This is a genomic window from Streptomyces sp. 3-6 (assembly GCF_056323165.1).
This window is the reverse complement of record NZ_JBWHZP010000021.1, coordinates 23,833-42,838: the sequence shown is the minus strand read 5'-3', so window position 1 is coordinate 42,838 and position 19,006 is coordinate 23,833. Positions and strand designations below refer to the sequence as shown.

Below are 19,006 nucleotides of genomic sequence, written 5' to 3'. Positions count from 1 at the left end.
AATCGTGGAGAACCTGATTGCGCTGCTGGTGGCGGCGCCCCTGCTCGGAGCGGCGGTCCTGCTGTGCGGCGGCCGTAGACTGGACGCCGTCGGCCACTGGATCGGCACGGCCCTGGCCGGCGTCTCCTTCGTGGTCGGCCTGGTGCTGTTCACCGACCTGCTGGGCCGGGACGCGGCCGACCGCACCGTCACCCAGCACCTGTTCAGCTGGATCCCGGTGGAGGGCTTCCAGGCCGACATCGCCTTCCGGCTCGACCAGCTGTCGATGACGTTCGTCCTGCTGATCACCGGCGTCGGCTCGCTGATCCACCTCTACTCCGTCGGGTACATGGAGCACGACGAGCGGCGCCGCCGCTTCTTCGGCTTCCTGAACCTCTTCCTCGCGGCGATGCTCCTGCTGGTCCTCGCCGACAACTACCTGCTGCTGTACTTCGGCTGGGAGGGCGTCGGTCTCGCCTCCTACCTGCTGATCGGCTTCTGGCAGCACAAGCCCAGCGCGGCGACCGCCGCCAAGAAGGCCTTCCTGGTCAACCGGGTCGGCGACATCGGCCTGTCGATCGCGATCATGATGATGTTCGCCTGGTTCGGCACCTTCGCCTTCGGGCCGGTCCTCGGCTCCGAGGGGGAGCCGGGGCTCGCCTCGGCCGCCGGTGAGGGCAAGCTCACCGCGATCGGCCTGATGCTGCTGCTGGCCGCCTGCGGCAAGTCCGCCCAGGTGCCGCTGCAGTCCTGGCTCGGCGACGCGATGGAGGGCCCGACCCCGGTCTCGGCCCTCATCCACGCCGCGACCATGGTGACCGCGGGCGTCTACCTCATCGTCCGCTCCGGCGCGATCTTCAACGGCGCCCCGGACGCGCAGCTCGTCGTCACCATCGTCGGCGCGGTCACGCTGCTGTTCGGTGCGATCGTCGGTTGCGCCAAGGACGACATCAAGAAGGCGCTGGCCGGCTCGACCATGTCGCAGATCGGCTACATGGTCCTGGCCGCGGGCCTCGGCCCCATCGGCTACGTCTTCGCGATCATGCACCTGGTGACGCACGGCTTCTTCAAGGCCGGCCTCTTCCTCGGCGCCGGTTCGGTCATGCACGGCATGAACGACGAGGTCGACATGCGCCGTTACGGCGGCCTCAGGAAGTACATGCCGGTCACCTTCGTCACCTTCGGCCTCGGCTACCTCGCCATCATCGGCTTCCCGGGCCTGTCCGGCTTCTTCTCCAAGGACAAGATCATCGAGTCGGCGTTCGCCAAGGGCGGCGCCGAGGGCTGGATCCTCGGCGCGTGCGCCCTGCTGGGCGCGGCCCTCACCGCGTACTACATGACGCGCGTGATGCTGATGACGTTCTTCGGCGAGGAACGCTGGCGCAACGCCCCGACGCCGTCCCCGGCGGCTCCGGATGTGGAGCCCGCCGCCGAGACCCGCGGCGAGTACGCTCCGCCGCACCCGCACGAGTCGCCCAAGGTCATGACGATCCCGATGATCGTGCTGGCCGTCGGATCGGTCGCCGGCGGTGCCTTCTTCAGCATCGGCGACCGCTTCCTGAACTGGCTGCAGCCGGTCACCGGGTACGACCACGGCCACCCCCCGGTCAGCGCCCTGACGGTCACGCTGGCCACGGTCGCCGTGATGGTCGTCGGTGTGGCCGTCGCCTGGGCCCAGTACGGGCGCCGCCCGGTCCCGGCGGTCGCCCCGCGCGGATCGTTCCTCACCCGGGCCGCCCGCCGCGACCTCCTCCAGGACGACTTCAACCACGTCGTCCTGGTCCGCGGCGGCGAACACCTCACGCGCTCGCTGGTGTACGTCGACCACACCCTGGTCGACGGCGTCGTCAACGGGACGGCGGCCTCGTTCGGCGGCCTGTCCGGCCGCATGCGCCGGCTGCAGAACGGCTTCGCGCGCTCCTACGCGGTCTCCATGTTCGGCGGCGCGGCGGTCCTGGTCGCCGCGACCCTGCTGATGAGGGCGGTCTGATACCGATGTCCTTTCCTCTGCTGACAGCGACGGCGGCGCTCCCGGCCATCGGGGCGATCGCCACGGCCGCCGTACCGGCCTCCAAGCGCACGGCCGCCAAGTGGCTGGCCCTGCTGGTCTCCCTCGCCACGCTCGCCCTGGCGGTCGTCATCCTGGTGCGCTTCGAACCGGGCGGCGACCGCTACCAGCTCACGGAGTCGCACGCCTGGATCGCCGACTTCGGGGTCCGCTACGACCTGGCGGTGGACGGCATCTCGGTCGCGCTCATCGCGCTGACCGCGCTGCTGATCCCGTTCATCGTGCTGGCGTCCTGGCACGACGCCGACCCCCTGGAGACGGGCAGCAAGCGGTGGCGGCCGACGCAGGGCTTCTTCGCCCTGATCCTCGCCATCGAGGCGATGGTGATCCTCGCCTTCACGGCCACCGACGTCTTCCTCTTCTACATCCTGTTCGAAGCCATGCTGATCCCGCTGTACTTCCTGATCGGCGGCTTCGGGGACCGGGCGCACGAGCACGGCGAGAAGGCCGGCGCCACCCAGCGGTCCTACGCGGCGGTGAAGTTCCTCCTCTACAACCTGGCCGGCGGACTGATCATGCTGGCCGCGGTGATCGGGCTGTACATGGTCGCCGGGAACTTCTCCCTCCCCGAGATCGCCGAGGCGCGGGCCAACGGCTCGCTGGAGATGGCGCAGAGCACCGAACGCTGGCTGTTCCTCGGCTTCTTCTTCGCGTTCGCGGTGAAGGCGCCCCTGTGGCCGCTGCACACCTGGCTGCCCAACGCCATGGGGGAGTCGACCGCCCCGGTCGCCGTGCTCATCACGGCGGTCGTGGACAAGGTGGGCACCTTCGCCATGCTGCGCTTCTGCCTCGGGCTGTTCCCGGAGGCGAGCCAGTGGGCGACCCCGGTCGTCCTGGTGCTCGCCGTCATCAGCATCATCTACGGCGCGCTGCTCGCGGTGGGCCAGCGCGACATCAAGCGCCTGATCGCCTACGCGTCGATCTCGCACTTCGGCTTCATCGTGATGGGCATCTTCGCCCTGACCAGCCAGGGCCAGTCCGGGGCCACGCTGTACATGGTCAACCACGGCATCTCGACGGCGCTGCTGCTGCTGGTCGCCGGGTTCCTGATCTCGCGGCGCGGCTCCCGGCTCATCGCCGACTACGGCGGGGTGCAGAAGGTGGCCCCGGTGCTGGCCGGCACGTTCCTGATCGGCGGCCTGGCGACGCTGTCGCTGCCGGGACTGGCGCCGTTCGTCAGCGAGTTCCTGGTCCTGGTCGGCACGTTCACCCGCCATCCGGCGATCGCGATCGTCGCGACCCTCGGCATCGTGCTCGCCGCCCTGTACGTCCTCGTCCTCTACCAGCGGACGATGACGGGCCCGGTGAAGCCGGAGGTCGCCGAGCTGCCCGACCTGCGGCTGCGTGAGATCGCGGTGGTGACACCGCTGATCGTGCTGCTGCTGTTCCTGGGCGTCTATCCGAAGCCCGTCACGGACATCGTGAACCCGGCGGTGCAGCACACCATGTCCGACGTGGACCAGAAGGACCCCCAGCCCGAGGTGGAGGCGGCCAAGTGAGCGCAACAGCCATCCACAGCCTGTGGACGACGGCGGCCGAACCGATCGCGAAGATCGACGCGCCGAAGATCGAGTACGCCCAGCTCGCGCCCACGCTGATCGTCGTGGGAGCGGCGGTCGTCGGGGTGCTCGTCGAGGGCCTGGTGCCGCGGAAGTCGCGGTACTACGCGCAGATGTTCGTCGCCGCGGTCGCCCTCACCGCCGCCTTCGCCGCCGTGGTGGCGCTGGCGGTCGACGGCTACGGCACGACGAAGGCGGGCATCGCGGCGATGGGCGCCATCGCCGTCGACGGCCCCGCCCTGTTCCTCCAGGGCGTCATCCTGCTGACCGCCCTGGTGGGCCTGTTCACCTTCGCCGAACGCCGGCTCGACCCGGAGGCGCACGGCAACCGGGTCGACTCCTTCGCCGCCCAGGCCGCCGCCGTACCGGGCAGCGACCAGGAGAAGAAGGCGGTCAAGGCCGGCTTCACCACCACCGAGGTGTTCCCGCTCCTGCTGTTCGCGGTCGCGGGCATGCTGGTCTTCCCCTCGGCCAACGACCTGCTGACGCTGTTCGTGGCGCTGGAAGTGCTCTCCCTCCCGCTGTACCTGCTCTGCGCGCTGGCCCGCCGCAAGCGGCTCATCTCGCAGGAGGCGGCGGTCAAGTACTTCCTGCTCGGCGCGTTCGCCTCGGCGTTCATGCTGTTCGGCATCGCCCTGCTGTACGGCTACGCCGGCTCGATGTCGTACGCCACGATCGCGCAGGTCGTCGAGGGCACCGTGCAGGACGTCAGCCCGGCGCTGGCGGGCACCATGGGCAACGACGCGCTGCTGCTCGTCGGCAGCGCCCTCGTGGTGATGGGCCTGCTGTTCAAGGTGGGCGCCGTCCCGTTCCACATGTGGACCCCGGACGTCTACCAGGGCGCCCCGACGCCGGTCACCGGCTTCATGGCCGCCGCCACCAAGACGGCCGCCTTCGGCGCCCTGCTGCGCATCCTCTACGTGGTCCTGCCCGGGCTGCGCTGGGACTGGCGGCCGGTGATGTGGGGCGTCGCGATCGCCACCATGCTGATCGGTGCGATCGTCGCCATCACCCAGACCGACATCAAGCGGCTGCTGGCCTACTCGGCGATCTCCCACGCGGGCTTCATCCTCGCGGGCGTCATCGCCGCCACCCCGGACGGGGTGTCGTCGGTGCTGTTCTACCTGGCGGCGTACTCCTTCGTCACGATGGGCGCCTTCGCCGTGGTCACCCTCGTCCGCGACGCGGGCGGCGAGGCCACGCACCTGTCCAAGTGGGCCGGTCTGGGCCGCCGTTCGCCGCTGGTGGCGGCGGTGTTCGCGGTGTTCCTGCTGGCCTTCGCCGGTATCCCGCTCACCGCGGGCTTCACCGGCAAGTTCGCCGTCTTCAAGGCGGCGGCGGAGGGCGGCGCGGTGCCGCTGGTCGTGGTCGGTGTGATCGCCTCGGCCATCGCCGCGTTCTTCTACATCCGGGTGATCGTCCTGATGTTCTTCAGCGAGCCCCGCCCGGAGGGCCCGACCGTCGCGGTGCCGTCGCCGCTGACGATGACGGCGATCGCGGTCGGCGTGGCGGTCACGGTGGTGCTCGGCGTGGCCCCGCAGTACTTCCTGGACCTGGCCGGCACGGCGGGGGTGTTCGTGCGCTGAGGCGCAGGGGCGCGCCTGTGCCGCGCGTACGCCGAAGGGTCCGGGTCTCCCCCAGGGGGGCCCGGACCCTTTCGCATGCGGGGCTGCGGCGACCGGGCGCGTCACCCGCCCTCGTCCCGCCACCGGCGCGGACCGCCTGGTCCTCAACGGGGCGGGGACCGCCTGGTCCCTCCACGGGCGCGGACCGCCTCGTCCCGCCACGCGGCAGGGCCTCCTCGTCCTGGTCGTCCCGGTGCCCGGCCTCCCGGCCTGAGGTGGTGGTGGGGCCGCCCGGGGCCGGTGCCTGTGGAAAACTCCGGGTCTGTCGGCGCGGACGCCTATCGTGGACGCAGTGGTCGAGGGACGACGCACGGGGGACGGGTCGATGGGCGGGATGGGCGGTATCGCCGAGATGGCAGTGACGGAGAGCGAGGCGCGGGCCACGCTGCACCGGGTGTTCGGGTACGACGCCTTCCGGGGCGAGCAGGAAGCCGTGATCGAGCACGTGGTGGCCGGCGGCGACGCCGTGGTGCTCATGCCCACCGGCGGCGGCAAGTCGCTGTGCTACCAGATCCCGGCCCTGGTCAGACCGGGTACGGGGGTGGTGGTCTCCCCGCTGATCGCGCTGATGCAGGACCAGGTGGACGCCCTGCGGGCGCTCGGGGTGCGCGCCGGGTTCATGAACTCGACGCAGAACTTCGACGAGCGCCGGGTGGTGGAGGCCGAGTTCCTCGCCGGGGAGCTGGACCTGCTGTACCTGGCGCCGGAGCGGCTGCGGCTGGAGGGCACGCTGGACCTGCTCTCGCGCGGCAAGATCTCCGTGTTCGCGATCGACGAGGCGCACTGCGTGTCCCAGTGGGGCCACGACTTCCGCCCGGACTACCTCATGCTGTCGGTGCTCGGCGAGCGGTGGCCGGACGTGCCGCGCATCGCGCTGACCGCGACGGCCACCGACGCCACCCACCGGGAGATCACCGAGCGGCTGGGCATGCCGGACGCCCGGCACTTCGTGGCCAGCTTCGACCGGCCCAACATCCAGTACCGCATCGTCCCCAAGGCCGACCCGAAGAAGCAGCTGCTGCAGTTCCTGCGCGAGGAGCACGCCGGGGACGCGGGCATCGTCTACTGCCTGTCCCGCAACTCCGTGGAGAAGACCGCCGAGTTCCTGTCCCGCAACGGGGTGGAGGCGGTGCCCTACCACGCGGGGCTGGACGCGGGGACGCGCGCCGCGCACCAGGCGCGCTTCCTGCGGGAGGACGGCCTGGTGGTGGTGGCGACCATCGCCTTCGGCATGGGCATCGACAAGCCCGACGTCCGCTTCGTCGCCCACCTCGACCTGCCCAAGTCGGTCGAGGGCTACTACCAGGAGACCGGGCGCGCGGGCCGTGACGGCCTGCCGTCCACGGCGTGGATGGCCTACGGGCTGAACGACGTCATCCAGCAGCGCAAGCTGATCCAGACCGGCGAGGGCGACGAGGCGTTCCGGCGCCGGGCCGCCCAGCACCTGGACGCGATGCTCGCCCTGTGCGAGACGGCCCGCTGCCGGCGCGGCCAGCTGCTCGCCTACTTCGGCCAGGAGCCCGGCGGGGAGGCGTGCGGCAACTGCGACACCTGTCTCACCCCGCCGGAGACCTGGGACGGCACGGTCGCGGCGCAGAAGGTGCTGTCCACTGTGGTGCGGCTGCAGCGCGAGCGGGGGCAGAAGTTCGGCGCGGTGCAGATCGTGGACATCCTGCTCGGGCGGCGCACGGCCAAGGTCATCCAGTTCGACCACGACCAGCTGTCCGTGTTCGGCATCGGGGAGGAGCTCGACGAGGGCGAGTGGCGGGGCGTGGTCCGCCAGCTGCTGGCCCAGGGCCTGCTCGCCGTCGAGGGCGACTACGGCACGCTGGTGCTGACGGAGGCCAGCGGAGCGGTGCTGCGGCGCGAGCGGGAGGTGCCGCTGCGCAAGGAGCCGAAGAGAGCGCCCACGGCCAGGACGAGAGGGGGCGCCGGCGGCTCCGGCCGGGGCGGGCGCGCGGCGGGTGCCGCCGCGGACTTCCCCGAGGAGCTGGTCCCGGTCTTCGAGGCGCTGCGCGCCTGGCGCGCGGAGCAGGCCCGCGAGCAGGGCGTCCCGGCGTACGTCATCTTCCACGACGCCACCCTTCGGGAGATCGCCGCGGCGCGGCCCTCGTCGGTCGCCGAGCTGGGAGGGATCAGCGGGGTCGGCGAGAAGAAGCTGGCGACCTACGGCGAGGGGGTGCTGGAGGTACTGGCGGGCCTGTCCGCCTCGCCGGATGCCTCATCGGACGCCCCGTCGGACGCCCCGTCGGGCGCCGCGCCGGAGGTCCCGTCGGGCAGCTCGCCGGGTGCCTCCACGGCCGACGCCCCGGCCGGACGCGGCACGGCCTCCCGCCAGGCCGTCGCCGAGGGTCCGGACGAGGTCTGGCCCGAGGAGGAGCCGGAACCCGACCCGTGGGAGTGACCTGCTGGGGGTGACCCGTTGGGGGAGACCCTTGCGGGTGACCTCTGGGATTGCCCCCTCTGGGAGTGACCCCTGGGCCGGCCCCGCGTGGGCCACGAGCGCGGGGCGGGCTGCCGCCGCCGGCCCGGCGGCCTGGTACCGACCCGGTGCCCTGGTTCTGACCCGGCGGTCGGCCGGCGGCCCGGTGCGGACCCGGCGGCCCGTGTCGGCTCGGCGACCCGGAGACCCGGCGACCCGCCGACCCGGCGCCGGTCGCCCGTCCTCGGCTACGGCAGCGCGGTGAGCCCGGGCGCGAAGGTGATCAGCAGGGGCACCAGGGGGACCAGGGCCGCAGCCGTCGTCGTCAGGGCGCGGTCACGGCGGCCGAGGCGGGGCGGCGGCTGCAGCAGGCGGTCGACGCGCTCGCCGAGCAGGCGGTGGCTGGAGGCGCAGGACAGGACCCCGCGGTGCTGGTTCAGCTCGATCAGGGCCAGGGCCGTGGTCAGGTGGCCGCAGCGGCGGGAGGCGGTGTCGTCGGCGGCCAGCTCGACGAGGCGGTGCGTCTGGTCGCAGAAGTGCGTGAACAGCGGGACGCGCGGGAAACCGGTGGCCAGCGCGGTGGACAGGTGCAGCAGCCAGTCGTGGCGGGCCCGCGCGTGCCCCCGCTCGTGGGTGAGGACCGCGTCGAGCTGGTGGTCGGTGAGGCGGTGCAGGGCGCCGGTGGTGACGATCAGCCGGGCCGGACTGCCCGGCATCCACCAGGCGTCCGGGTACTCGTCCTCCAGCACCAGCAGCGGTCCCTGTCCGCCGGGCAGCCCGGCGGGCAGGTCGGGGGCCCGTTCCCGCAGGTGGGCGCGGGCCCGGGAGCGGCGCCTGCGGGTCTCGAACAGCTCCCGCGCGAGCATCGCGGTCGTCCAGGCGGCCCCGCAGGCCAGGAGCACGGTGAGGACGACCGCCCAGGCCGGTGCCGAGGACAGGTCGTAGGCGGCGGTCACGGCGGGCGGGGCCGGTGCGAAGAGCTGCGCGCGGACGGTGCCGAACACGGCGGCGGCGCCGAGGGCGAGGGCGGTCACGCAGCACAGCAGGACGGTGGCGACCAGGCACTGCCACACCCACAGGCCCACCACCGGTTCCCGTTCCGGCCACGTCGCCCGGGTCAGCGCCCGGGGGACCGGGAAGGCGGCCGTCACGGCGACGAAGCTCAGCAGGAGCAGGCAGACGGTCATGCCACGGACTCCGGATCCTGTCGGAAGAGGGCGGCTCGGGACACGGCGGGAAGGCGCGCGGGGCGGGCGCGCCGGTTCCCGTGCGTGTTGCCGGGACCGTCCGCACCGCCCGCCGCCCAGTATGACGCGGCGGCGCGGTGCGGGGGAGGGGTCGGCCGGTGCGGCGCCGGACCGGTGGCGCACCGGCCGACCCCCGCGAAACGGTTCTCCGGTCAGGACGGCGTGGGGACCACCCGGCCGGTGACCTCGCCGAGGCCGACCCGCACTCCGCCGGGGCCGGGCGCCCACGCGGTCAGGGTCACCTCGTCGCCGTCCTCCAGGAACGTCCGCTTGCCGTCGGGCAGTTCCAGCGGGTCGCGGCCGTTCCAGGTCAGCTCCAGCAACGATCCGCGTTCCCGCTCGGCGGTTCCGCTCACCGTGCCGGAGCCGTACAGGTCGCCGGTGCGCAGCGACGCCCCGTTCACCGTCATGTGGGCGAGCTGCTGGGCGGCCGTCCAGTACATGGTGGAGAAGGGCGGCTCGGAGATCACGTGGCCGTTGAGCGCGACGGTGATCCGCAGGTCGTAGCCGCCGGGCTCCTCGTCGCGGTCGTCCAGGTAGGGGAGCAGGGCGTGGGTGCGCTCCGGGGGCGCCACCCGGGCCTCGTCCAGGGCGTCCAGCGGGGTGATCCACGCGGACACGGAGGTCGCGAAGGACTTGCCGAGGAACGGGCCCAGGGGGACATACTCCCAGGCCTGGACGTCGCGCGCGGACCAGTCGTTGAGGAGGCACAGGCCGAACACGTGGTCCCGGAAGGCACCGAGCGGCACCGGGCGTCCCTGCTCGGACGGCACGCCGACGACGAAACCGACCTCGGCCTCGATGTCCAGCCGGACGGACGGGCCGAAGACCGGGGCGTCGTCGGCGGGCGTCTTGCGCTGGCCCGCGGGACGCACCACCTCGGTGCCGGACACCACGACCGTGCCGGACCGGCCGTGGTAACCGATCGGCAGGTGCTTCCAGTTGGGCGTGAGCGAGTCCGGGGCGTCGGGACGGAACATCCGGCCCACGTTCCGCGCGTGGTTCTCCGAGGCGTAGAAGTCCACGTAGTCCGCGACCTCGAAGGGCAGGTGCAGGGTCACCGCGGACAGGGGGTGGAACAGCGGCTCGACCGTGTCCCGGTGCGCGGGGACGGTCACCCAGGCGGTGATCGCCCGCCGGACGTCCGACCAGGCCGTACGGCCCGCCGCCAGCAGGGCGTTGAGCGTCGGACGGGCCAGCAGGGAGGCGTACGGGGAGCCGAGCGCGCGGGCCGCGGCTCCGGCGTCGAGGACGTGGTCGCCGAGCCGGACGCCGACGGTCCGCTCCGACGAACCGGGGGGCGAGAACACGCCGTACGGCAGGTTGTGCGGGCCGAAGGGATCGCCCTCGGGGACATCGAAGGGGGGCATCGGGTGCTGCCTCGCTTTCGTGTGCGCAGTGCTCCACGTGTCCGTGGCCGTGCCACACGTTACGGGGGACACCCGGCTCTTGGGCAGGGCCGTCCCGGTGGGCGGGCGACGAGCGGGGGGACGGGCGGGGTGACGGACGGGGCGCGGGCGGGTCGGCGCACGGCGCCGCGCAGGACGATGTACGGCGCCGCGCAGGGTGGCGTGCGGCGAAGCGCAGGGTGGCGTGCGGCGACGCGCAGGGCGGTGTACGGCGCCGCGCAGGGTGGCGTGCGGCGCGCGGGCGCGTCCCGGGTCACGCGCGTACCGGGCGTCATCCACAGGGCGCGACGCAATCTTGACGGAGCGGTGCGAACGGGGTGACTCTGGGCGGGTGCCGGGAGGTCTCGGGGAGGGGGCCTTCCGACGGCACCTCAGGGGGGCGGATGGCCAGAGGGGAGGCCGGTCCGGGTTCGGTGCGTGCGGGTGTCCGGCCGCGAGAGCTGGAGGAGATCCTGCGGGCCCGGCTCGGCCGGGAAAGCGTGTACATGCCGTCGTGCCGGCTCGGGCTGTACGTGGCGCTGCGCCACTGGTGCCCGCCCGGCGGCCGGGTGCTGATGTCGCCGGTCAACGACGACGTCATCCTCTTCGTGGTGCTGGCCGCCGGGCTGCGCCCGGTGCAGGCGCCGCTCGACCCGTTCGACGGGTCCCTCGACGTCGGCGCGGTGCCCGACGACGTGTGGGGTTCGGTCTCCGCCGTGCTCACCACGAACCTGTACGGCAACCCCGACCCGGCGCCGGAACTGCGGGCCCGCTGCGCGTCGCTGGGCATCCCGCTGATCGAGGACGCGGCCCACGCCCTCGGCAGCGAGATTGGCGGACGGCCGGTCGGGGCCTGGGGCGACGCGTCGGCGTTCAGCCTGTCCAAGCACGTCGGCGCCAAGTCGGGCGGCCTGCTCGCGGTCGCCGATCCGCATCTCGCCGACGCGTTCCGCGCGGCCCGCGACGACCTGCTGTTCCCGCGCCGCGTCCGGTCCGAACTCGCCTACGCCGTCCGCCCGTACGCGGAGGCGGCGGTCCGGCGGCTCGGGCTGCGCCGGGCCGCCCGGGCCACGCTGGATCTGCTGGGCCTGACGGAACGCGAGGGCATCCGGATGCCCCTGCGCCCCGAGGACCTGCGCCGCGCCGTGGCCACCGCCCCGGACCTCGGCGCCCACGACCCCTGGGTCCGCGTCGACCTGCACGACTACCGACGGGAGCCGGGCCCGGTACGGCTGCGCCGCATCGGGCGGCGGCTCGCCCGGCTCGACGGGATCCTCGCCGCCCACCGGGCCGGCACCGCCACGCTGCTCGCGTCCCGCTGGGCCCGCCCGCGCGCGGACGGCGCGGCGGTGCAGCCGCTGTTCCGGGTCCCGCTGCTGGTGGCGGACCGGGACGCGGCGAGGGCGGCGCTGGCCCGCCGCGGCATCGTCGTCGGCTACCTCTACGACCCGCCGCTGGACGACTACGCCGGCCCGGAGTTCACCGATCCGTCACCGGCGCCCGCGGCGGCCCGCTGGTTCGCCCGGCACGCGCTGCCCGTCGACCCGCTGCGGGCCCGGGAGGCACTGGACGTGCTCCGGCGGTCCGGCGTGCCGCCAGCCGAACCGCCGCGGGAACTCACCCGCCGGCCCGCACCGGGGCCGGGGGAGCGGGACACCGGTGGCTGAGACCCGGGTGCACGAGCCCTCCGCGGCCCACCGCGGCGGCAGCCGGCCGGGGCCCCGGCCGGGGTCGGCGGGCGGCTCCGACTCACTGTTCAAGAACGCCTACTTCCTCATGCTCAGCACCGGGGTCTCGGCCGTCCTCGGTCTCGGCTTCTGGCTGGTCGCCGCGCGCTACTACTCCGAGGACGCCGTCGGCCAGGGGTCCGCCGCGATCGCCGCGATGCGGCTGCTCGCCGGCATCACGGCCACCACGATGATCGGCGCGGTGGTGCGCTTCGTCCCCCGGGCCGGGCGGGAGACCGCACGTCTGGTGTGGGGCGTGTACGGGGCGAGTTCGCTGGTCGTCGCCCTGGCGGCGGGCGTCTTCCTGCTCACCCTCGACCAGTGGGGCGCCTCGTACGCACCCCTCGGCACCCTGTCCGCCGGGGCCCTGTTCGTCGCGGCGTGCGTGGCCTGGGCGCTGCTCACGCTCCAGGACGGGGTGCTGACCGGGCTGCGCAGGGCGGAGTGGGTGCCGGCCGGCAACGCCGTGTTCTCCGTCGGCAAGCTGGCCCTGCTGGCCGTCTTCGCCGGGGCGATGCCGGTGCTCGGCATCTTCGTCTCCTGGGCCGTGGCGATCGCCTTCTCCACGCTGCCCCTGGGCTGGCTGATCTTCCGCCGTCTCATCCCGCGCCAGGCCGCCGCCGACCAGGACGTGGAACCGCCCCGGCTGCGGTCCGTGGGGCGCTTCCTGGCGGGCGACTCGCTCGGCGCGCTGTTCAGCCTGGCGATGATCAACCTGCTGCCGGTGATGGTCGCCGTCCGCTTCAGCGCCGCCGAGAACGGCTACTTCTACATCGCCTACACCGTCGGCGGCACCATGGAGTTCATGGCCATCAACATGGCCTCCTCGCTCACCGCGCACGCCTCGCACGACCCGCGCCGGCTCGCGGACGGCGTGCGCGGCGCGCTGCGGCGGATGGGCCTGCTGCTGGTGCCGGTGGTGCTGGTCCTGGTCGTGTGCGCGGAGCAGATCCTCACCCCGTTCAGCCCCGACTACGCCGAACACGGTTCCACCGTCCTGCGGTTGCTCGCCCTCGGGGCGCTGCCCCGGGTCGTCGTGGAGCTGTACATCGGGGTCCTGCGGGTCCAGGGCCGCACCGGTGTGCTCGCCGCGCTCCAGGGGGCGATGTGCGTGCTGGTCCTGGGCAGCGCGGCCGTGCTGTTCACCCCGGCGGGGATCTCCGGCGCGGGCTGGGCGGTGCTGGGCAGCATGTCGCTCATCGCGGTCGTCTCGGTGTTCGGCCTGCGCTCGGCGCTGCGCCCCGGGCCGGCCGCCCCGGCGGACCCACCGCCCGCCGAGCCTGTCTACGGCACCCGCTGGGCCCGGTTGAACGCCACCGCCGGCTACGGCACGAGCTGGGCCCGCCGGGCCGCGTACGAGGGCGGGGACCCGGACGGGGGCGGCGTCGCCGGGTGCGGCCGCAAGGGCGGGAGCGAGGACACGGTGTCGCTGTTCATCGGCACCCCGGGCTACGAGCGCGAGGCATTCCGGGTGGACCCGCCCACGGTCGCGGTGCGTCGGCAGCAGCCGCCGAGGCCGGGCGGGGGCACCTCCGGGGCGGGCGGTCCGCAAGCGGTCACGGGGGAGACCGCGCCCTCGGACGCGCGGCCCGGCGACCTGTCCCCGGCGCACGCGTCACCGGCGGAGGCGTCACCGGCGGACGCGGTGCCGACGGACGCGGTGCCTGTGGACGCGGTGGGCGCGGAGGGGGTGCCTGCGGACGCGGTGCCCGCAGCTGCGGAGCTCGCGGACGGGGCGCCCGCAGAGGGGGCGCCCGCAGGTGTGCCGGGTTCGGCTCCGGCCAGCCCGGGTCCACGGGGCTCGGGGCCGGCGGGCCTGGGCGGCCCGGCCGGCACGGAGGTGGACGGTCGCGAGGACGAGGTCCGGGACCGGGTCGGAACCGAGGGCGCGGGCGAGATGGTCCGGGGCGGGGCCGAGGGCGCGGGCGAGGCGGTCCTGGGCGACGCATCCGATCCGCCCGGTCCGTCGGTTCCGCCCGTCCGGTCCGCTCCGCCCGGCGGGCTCGCTTCCTGGGAGCGCGAGGCCCCCGCCGAGGCGAGCAGCGCGCCCCGGGACGAGGCTCCGCCCGCCGCGCCCCTCCCGACGTCGGCTGCTCCGTCCCCTTCCGTCCCCGCCCTCGTCCCCGGCGCCGGTACGGGTCCGGGGTCCGGCCCCGCCCCCGTGGATCCGGACCGCTTCCTTCGGCGCGCCCTGTGGGGGGGCCTCGGCCTCGCCACGTTCGTCTTCTGGTGGTCCGTGCGCCCGTTGGCCTGGCTCCGTGGCCCCTCGCGCGACGACCTCACCGGGCAGGACCTGCTGCACGAACTGCCGTTGCCCGCGCTGGCGGCCGGGGGAGTGCTGCTCCTGGTCTTCGTCGCCTCGGTGACCCTGTGCCTGCGCCCCGCGCCCCGGTCGGCCGGTGCCGCGCTGGGCTCCGCGCTGCTCGCGCTGCACGCCGCGCCCATCGCTCTGGGACGGGAACCGCGGCCGGCGGAAGGGCCGTTGTACGAGGAAGCGGCCGGGCTCGTCGCGGACGCGGTGGGGCTCGACGGCACCGGACCGCTGCTGCGGTGGGCGCCGGTGGTCTGCACGCTGCTGTGCCTCGTCCCGCTGTGGCTGCTGCTCGGGTGTGCGGGCGGGCGGTTGTCGTGGGAGAGACGCTGGGGGGTCCTGTACCTCGTCGCGGTGGGCGGCTGGGTGTGGCAAGGGGCGCTCGCGTCGGTCGCGCCGGTCCTGCTGGTCGTCCTCGTCCTGCTCGTGCCCGTGGTGCGTGCCGTGGCGGCCTCGGCCCTGCCCGGTCACGCGCTCCGCCTGCTCCGTCCCCTGCGTCCGCTGCGTCCGCTGCACCGGGACGTCACCCGTGGAGACCCGCCCGCCCCCGGTCGGCCGCCCCGCCCGCCGGGCTCACCGGAGCCGCCCGGCCCGTCCGCCCCACCGGGCCCGTCCAGGACGCCCGAGGACTGAACAGAAGGACTGAAAGAAGGACTGAACAGGAGGACCGCACAAGAGGGCCCCCAAGAGGACCGCACCAGGGGACTGCGCAAGAGGACTGAACAAGACGTCAGAGCCTAACCGTCAGGGGGGAACCACCGTGCGTCCGCCAGCCACTGCACGCGAGAGATCCGGGCCCGAACCCGCACCGGAGGACAGCCTCGACCGTGAGCCGCGCGAGTCCCGCGAGTCCCGCGAGCCGCGCGGGCCGCGCGGGCCGCGCGAGCCCGGGGACCCCGTGACGGACCTGGCCGACCTTCCGCCCGTGTGGTCCGGACGCCGTGCCCTCGCCGCCTGGCCCGTCGTGCCGTTGGCCGTGGCGCTCGCCCTGTGGGCGTACGCGGTGCGGCACACGGACGTGTCGGCGCTGGACGACTTCGGCCTGGTGACCGCACTGCACCCGGCGTTCTGGGCCGGGCTCGCGGTGCTGACCGCGGGCTTCTGGCTGACGGTGCGCCGTCCCGGGCGCCGCGGCGGCTGGCCCGCGGCGTACGTGCTGGGCCTGCTGGTGATGGAGCGGGCCACCCAGGCCGTGCTCTACCCGACGCCGTTGTACGCGTGGGCGTGGAAGCACGACGGTGTGGTCGACCACCTGCTGACCGCGGGCGGGCTGCAGAGCGCGGCCGAGGTCGGCGACATGGCGGTCTACGACCAGTGGCCCGGCTTCTTCGCCGCCCAGGCCGCGCTGGTGCGCCTGCTGGGCGTGGACTCGGCGGCGATGTACATGGCGTGGTGGCCGTTGGCGTCGAGCCTGATGCTGCTGCTCCCGCTGCTGCTGATCTACCGCACCTTCACCGAGGACCGGCGGCTGATCTGGACCGGGGTCTGGCTGTTCTTCGTGGCCAACTGGGTGGGCCAGGACTACTTCTCCCCGCAGTCGGTGGCGTTCGCGCTGCACCTGGGGGTGCTGGCCGTGGTGCTGCGCCGGTTCGGCCGCACCGGCGGCGGTGCCCGGCGGCAGGGGCAGGCCGTGTGGACGGCGGTGCTCGTGGTCATGGTGACGGCGATCGTGATCTCCCACCAGCTCACCCCGGGCATGCTGGTGGTGTCCCTGCTCGCGCTGTGCCTGCTGCGCCGGTACCGCGACTGGGTGCCCGTGGCCACCACCGTCGTGCTCTTCCTGACGTGGTGCCTGACCGCCGCGCTGCCCTTCCTGTCCGCCGCGCTGCCGGACATGATCCGTTCGGTCGGCGACATCGGCGGCAACGTGGCGACCGGTTACGGCACCACGCCGACCGGCACCGGGGCGGTCGCCACCTCGTGGGCCGCCCGGCTGCTGTCCGGTGCGGTCCTGCTGCTGGCGGCGGCCGGGATGTGGCGGCAACGGGTTCTGAGGCACCGGGCGATGCCTCTGCTGCTGCTCGCGGCGGCTCCCCTGCCGATGCTGGTGGCGAGCAGCTACGGCAGCGAGATGATCTTCCGGGTGCTGATGTTCATGCTGCCCGGTGCCGCGTTCTTCGCCGCGGCGGCCCTGCTGCCGACGGTGCGCGCGCCGGCCGCCGAGGCCCCGGCCGTCGAGGCGCCGGCCGGACCGCCGCGGGCGGCAGGTGTCCGGGAGAGGTCCGCCGTGCGCCGCCGCCTCGCCGGGTGGGGGCCGCCGGCCGTGCTCCTCGTGGTGACGCTGGCCTTCGTCCCGAGCTACTCGGGCAAGGACCGCGTCAACTACTTCCCCCCGCAGGAGGTGGCGCTCGTGCGGCAGGTCTTCGCCGAGGCCGCCGAGGGCTCGCTGGTCGTCGCCGCCAACCGCAACTACCCGCTCGCCTACGCCTCGTACGGGACCATCGACCACTACTGGTACCTGGACGACGAGCGGTCCCACATCGACCGGATCGTCACCGACCCGGCCGCCACCCTGGCCTCGGACCTGGCCGGGGTGGAGAGGCCGGGCACCGCCTACCTCCTCTTCACCCAGGGCCAGTTCGCCCACTCCGAGATGAACGGGCAGCTCACCCGAGAGCAGTTGACCGGCATCGAACGGGCGGTGGCGGCCTCGCCCCGCTTCCGGCTGGTGGCGGAGAACGGCGCCGGGACGGTCTACGCACTGCGCGGCGAAGGAGGGACGGAGTGATGACACCGCAGGAACTCGTCGTCCGGATGCTGCCGCCGTTCGGCGGCTGGCTGGCGCTGGCCTCGCTCGCGCTGCCCGGGGGGTCACCGCTGCGCGGCGCGGCCGTCGTGGCGTTCCTGGCGGCGGGGCCGGGGGCGGCCCTGGTGGCGGCCTGTGCCCCGGCGCTGGGCGCACGGCCCGCCGAGGGGCCCGTCGACGGGCGTGACCCGCGCTTCGCCCGCCACTCCGACCTGCTGGAGCGGCTGATGCTGGTGGTCCTCGCCAGCGTCGGCGCGGCCATGATCACCGCCACCGTGCTGATCGCCACCCACACCTTCAGCGCCCAGCGGGTGCTGCTCGCCCTGACGGTGCTGACGACGCTCGCCGCGTTCTGCCCGCGACCGGGCGGCTCGCCCCCGACGCCCCGGACACGGAAGGGTTCCGCTCTGTGAGGTTCGCCCGTCACCCCGCCCGTCTCCTCCACCGCGTCACCGCCGCCCTGCGGGACGCCCGGGACACCGCCGGTCCCGGCTCCGACGGCCGCGCCGACGTTCCCGGCTCCCACGGCTACCCCGCTGGGACTGCCACCGACGGTCACCCCGCCGGTGCCGCCGCGAAAGGCCACCCCGCCGACCTCGACCTCGACCTCGACCCCGACCTCGACCCCGACCTCGACCCCGACCCCGGCCCCGACCCCGGCCTCGGCGCGGATCCCGGACTCGGTCCCGCCCCCGGCGCGTCCGGTGCGGCCCGCTCCGGCCCGGGCACCGGCCGGCACCGCGTGCCGAGGGCCCGGCCGCAGTCGCCGCGCCGCCGGCTGCTGTTCACGTCGGCGGTGGTCGTCGGCGCCCTGCTGGCCGCGCTGCTCGCCCTGCGGAACGCCTCCGGACCGGCGGGCGGGACGGACGCCTCCGCCCGGGAGGAGTGCCGCCCCACCGAACTGCTCGAACCCCCGTGCGGTGCCTGGTTCGGGGCGTTCGTGCCGCACCAACGGCACACCCTGGAGCGGGAGGTCGCCGCCTACGAGAAGCGGGTGGGCCGCCGGCTCGACATCGTGTACACGTACCACGACATGTCGCTGCCCGAAGGCACCCGCCGGGAGGGGCAGTTGCTCAGCCCGGAGGAACAGGCCGTCGGCGAGGACCGCATGCTGCTGCTCTCCTGGGAGAGCAAGTGGTGGGGCGGCACGAAGGAGCAGCAGCCCACGTGGAAGCAGATCGCCGCCGGTGAGCTGGACGAGACCGTCATCGACGTCCAGGCCCGGCGCATCAGGGACTACGGCGAGCGCACCGGCCGGAAGGTCTTCCTCTCCTTCGACCTGGAGATGGACACCCGCACCCCGGACAACGGCACCCCCGAGGAGTACGTGGCGGCCCACCGGCACATCCACGACCGGTTCCGGGAACTCGGTGTCGACAACGTGGTCTGGACGTGGATCATCACCGGCTACCTGGGCCACGCCGACCTGTTCGAGCGGATGTACCCGGGCGACGCGTACGTCGACTGGATCGGCTACAACCAGTACAACTACTACCGCTGCCACCGGACGGACTGGCGGAGCTTCGCCCGGACCCAGCGGGCCACGCACGCCTGGGTCCGGGCGCACATCTCGGACGGGAAACCGCTGATGCTCTCCGAGTTCGGCAGCGCTTCCGACCCGTCCCGCCCGGACCGCCAGGCCGAGTGGTACGCCCAGGTCCCCGGGGTGCTCAAGAGCCTGGACGGCGTCAAGGCCGCCCTCCAGTGGAACCACCGGGACCCCGGACCGCACTGCGACCTCGCCCTGTCCGGCGACGCGGCGTGGGACAGCCTGCGCGAGGTGGTGGCCGACCCGTACCTGAACCAGCCGGTCGGGTGACCCGGCGGGCGGGCGGGCTCCGGGTCCGGCCGCTGACCGCCCGGTCCGCCCGCCTGCCTGCCGGCCTCCGGTCCGCTTCGCGTGCCCGCCGGTGCGCCCGCCCCGTGCCGCCCCT

At 74.0% G+C, this 19,006-nt stretch carries 11 protein-coding genes; 9 read left to right on the top strand and 2 right to left on the bottom strand.

Features of this window, described 5'->3' with window-relative positions; genetic code table 11:
• Window positions 1–4 precede the first annotated feature (4 nt).
• From nuoL to recQ, 4 genes are all read left to right on the top strand, one after another.
• Window positions 5–1,969, top strand: coding sequence for an NADH-quinone oxidoreductase subunit L (nuoL, locus tag AC02VZ_RS22760; protein ID WP_432055998.1), 1,965 nt, complete (start codon window positions 5–7; stop codon window positions 1,967–1,969).
• A 5-nt stretch (window positions 1,970–1,974) separates the two neighbouring features.
• Window positions 1,975–3,546, top strand: a complete 1,572-nt coding sequence (locus AC02VZ_RS22755; protein WP_192229497.1) for an NADH-quinone oxidoreductase subunit M — start codon at window positions 1,975–1,977, stop codon at window positions 3,544–3,546.
• Window positions 3,543–5,192, top strand: a complete 1,650-nt coding sequence (nuoN, locus tag AC02VZ_RS22750; protein ID WP_432055999.1) for an NADH-quinone oxidoreductase subunit NuoN — start codon at window positions 3,543–3,545, stop codon at window positions 5,190–5,192. Before AC02VZ_RS22755 ends, nuoN begins: the two co-directional genes overlap by 4 nt.
• Before the next feature lie 364 nt (window positions 5,193–5,556).
• On the top strand, window positions 5,557–7,635 hold the full coding sequence (gene recQ / locus AC02VZ_RS22745) for a DNA helicase RecQ (protein ID WP_432056048.1): 2,079 nt from the start codon (window positions 5,557–5,559) through the stop codon (window positions 7,633–7,635).
• A 266-nt stretch (window positions 7,636–7,901) separates the two neighbouring features.
• On the opposite strand, the gene AC02VZ_RS22740 is transcribed toward recQ, so the two are convergent.
• Window positions 7,902–8,840: a M56 family metallopeptidase gene (locus AC02VZ_RS22740; protein WP_432056000.1), complete on the bottom strand. Its 939-nt coding sequence runs from the start codon at window positions 8,838–8,840 to the stop codon at window positions 7,902–7,904.
• 212 nt (window positions 8,841–9,052) lie between these two features.
• Entirely contained in the window at window positions 9,053–10,270 is a 1,218-nt protein-coding gene (gene fahA, locus AC02VZ_RS22735) for a fumarylacetoacetase (protein ID WP_432056001.1), read from the bottom strand.
• 422 nt (window positions 10,271–10,692) lie between these two features.
• On the opposite strand from fahA, the gene AC02VZ_RS22730 reads away from it, so the two are divergent.
• From AC02VZ_RS22730 to AC02VZ_RS22710, 5 genes are all read left to right on the top strand, one after another.
• Window positions 10,693–11,955 carry a DegT/DnrJ/EryC1/StrS family aminotransferase gene (locus tag AC02VZ_RS22730; RefSeq protein WP_432056002.1) on the top strand — a complete coding sequence of 421 codons (1,263 nt, stop codon included), beginning with the start codon at window positions 10,693–10,695 and terminating at the stop codon, window positions 11,953–11,955.
• Window positions 11,948–14,959: a lipopolysaccharide biosynthesis protein gene (locus AC02VZ_RS22725; protein ID WP_432056003.1), complete on the top strand. Its 3,012-nt coding sequence runs from the start codon at window positions 11,948–11,950 to the stop codon at window positions 14,957–14,959. Before AC02VZ_RS22730 ends, AC02VZ_RS22725 begins: the two co-directional genes overlap by 8 nt.
• Window positions 14,960–15,224: 265 nt before the next feature.
• Window positions 15,225–17,054 (top strand): glycosyltransferase, encoded by a 1,830-nt coding sequence (locus AC02VZ_RS22720; RefSeq protein ID WP_432056004.1) that lies wholly within the window; start codon window positions 15,225–15,227, stop codon window positions 17,052–17,054.
• Complete coding sequence (locus tag AC02VZ_RS22715) at window positions 17,054–17,485, top strand: hypothetical protein (protein ID WP_432056005.1); 432 nt, start codon at window positions 17,054–17,056, stop codon at window positions 17,483–17,485. The genes AC02VZ_RS22720 and AC02VZ_RS22715 overlap by 1 nt, the downstream gene beginning before the upstream one ends.
• Window positions 17,482–18,891 (top strand): glycosyl hydrolase, encoded by a 1,410-nt coding sequence (locus tag AC02VZ_RS22710; protein ID WP_432056006.1) that lies wholly within the window; start codon window positions 17,482–17,484, stop codon window positions 18,889–18,891. The genes AC02VZ_RS22715 and AC02VZ_RS22710 overlap by 4 nt, the downstream gene beginning before the upstream one ends.
• Window positions 18,892–19,006 lie beyond the last annotated feature (115 nt).

Excerpts from the sequence above, each read along its gene's own strand:
- AC02VZ_RS22755 (WP_192229497.1), top strand. The coding sequence starts at position 1,975 with ATGTCCTTTCCTCTGCTGACAGCGACGGCGGCGCTCCCGGCCATCGGG.
- recQ (WP_432056048.1), top strand. The coding sequence starts at position 5,557 with ATGGGCGGGATGGGCGGTATCGCCGAGATGGCAGTGACGGAGAGCGAG.
- AC02VZ_RS22740 (WP_432056000.1), bottom strand. The coding sequence starts at position 8,840 with ATGACCGTCTGCCTGCTCCTGCTGAGCTTCGTCGCCGTGACGGCCGCC.
- fahA (WP_432056001.1), bottom strand. The coding sequence starts at position 10,270 with ATGCCCCCCTTCGATGTCCCCGAGGGCGATCCCTTCGGCCCGCACAAC.
- AC02VZ_RS22730 (WP_432056002.1), top strand. The coding sequence starts at position 10,693 with ATGGCCAGAGGGGAGGCCGGTCCGGGTTCGGTGCGTGCGGGTGTCCGG.
- AC02VZ_RS22715 (WP_432056005.1), top strand. The coding sequence starts at position 17,054 with ATGACACCGCAGGAACTCGTCGTCCGGATGCTGCCGCCGTTCGGCGGC.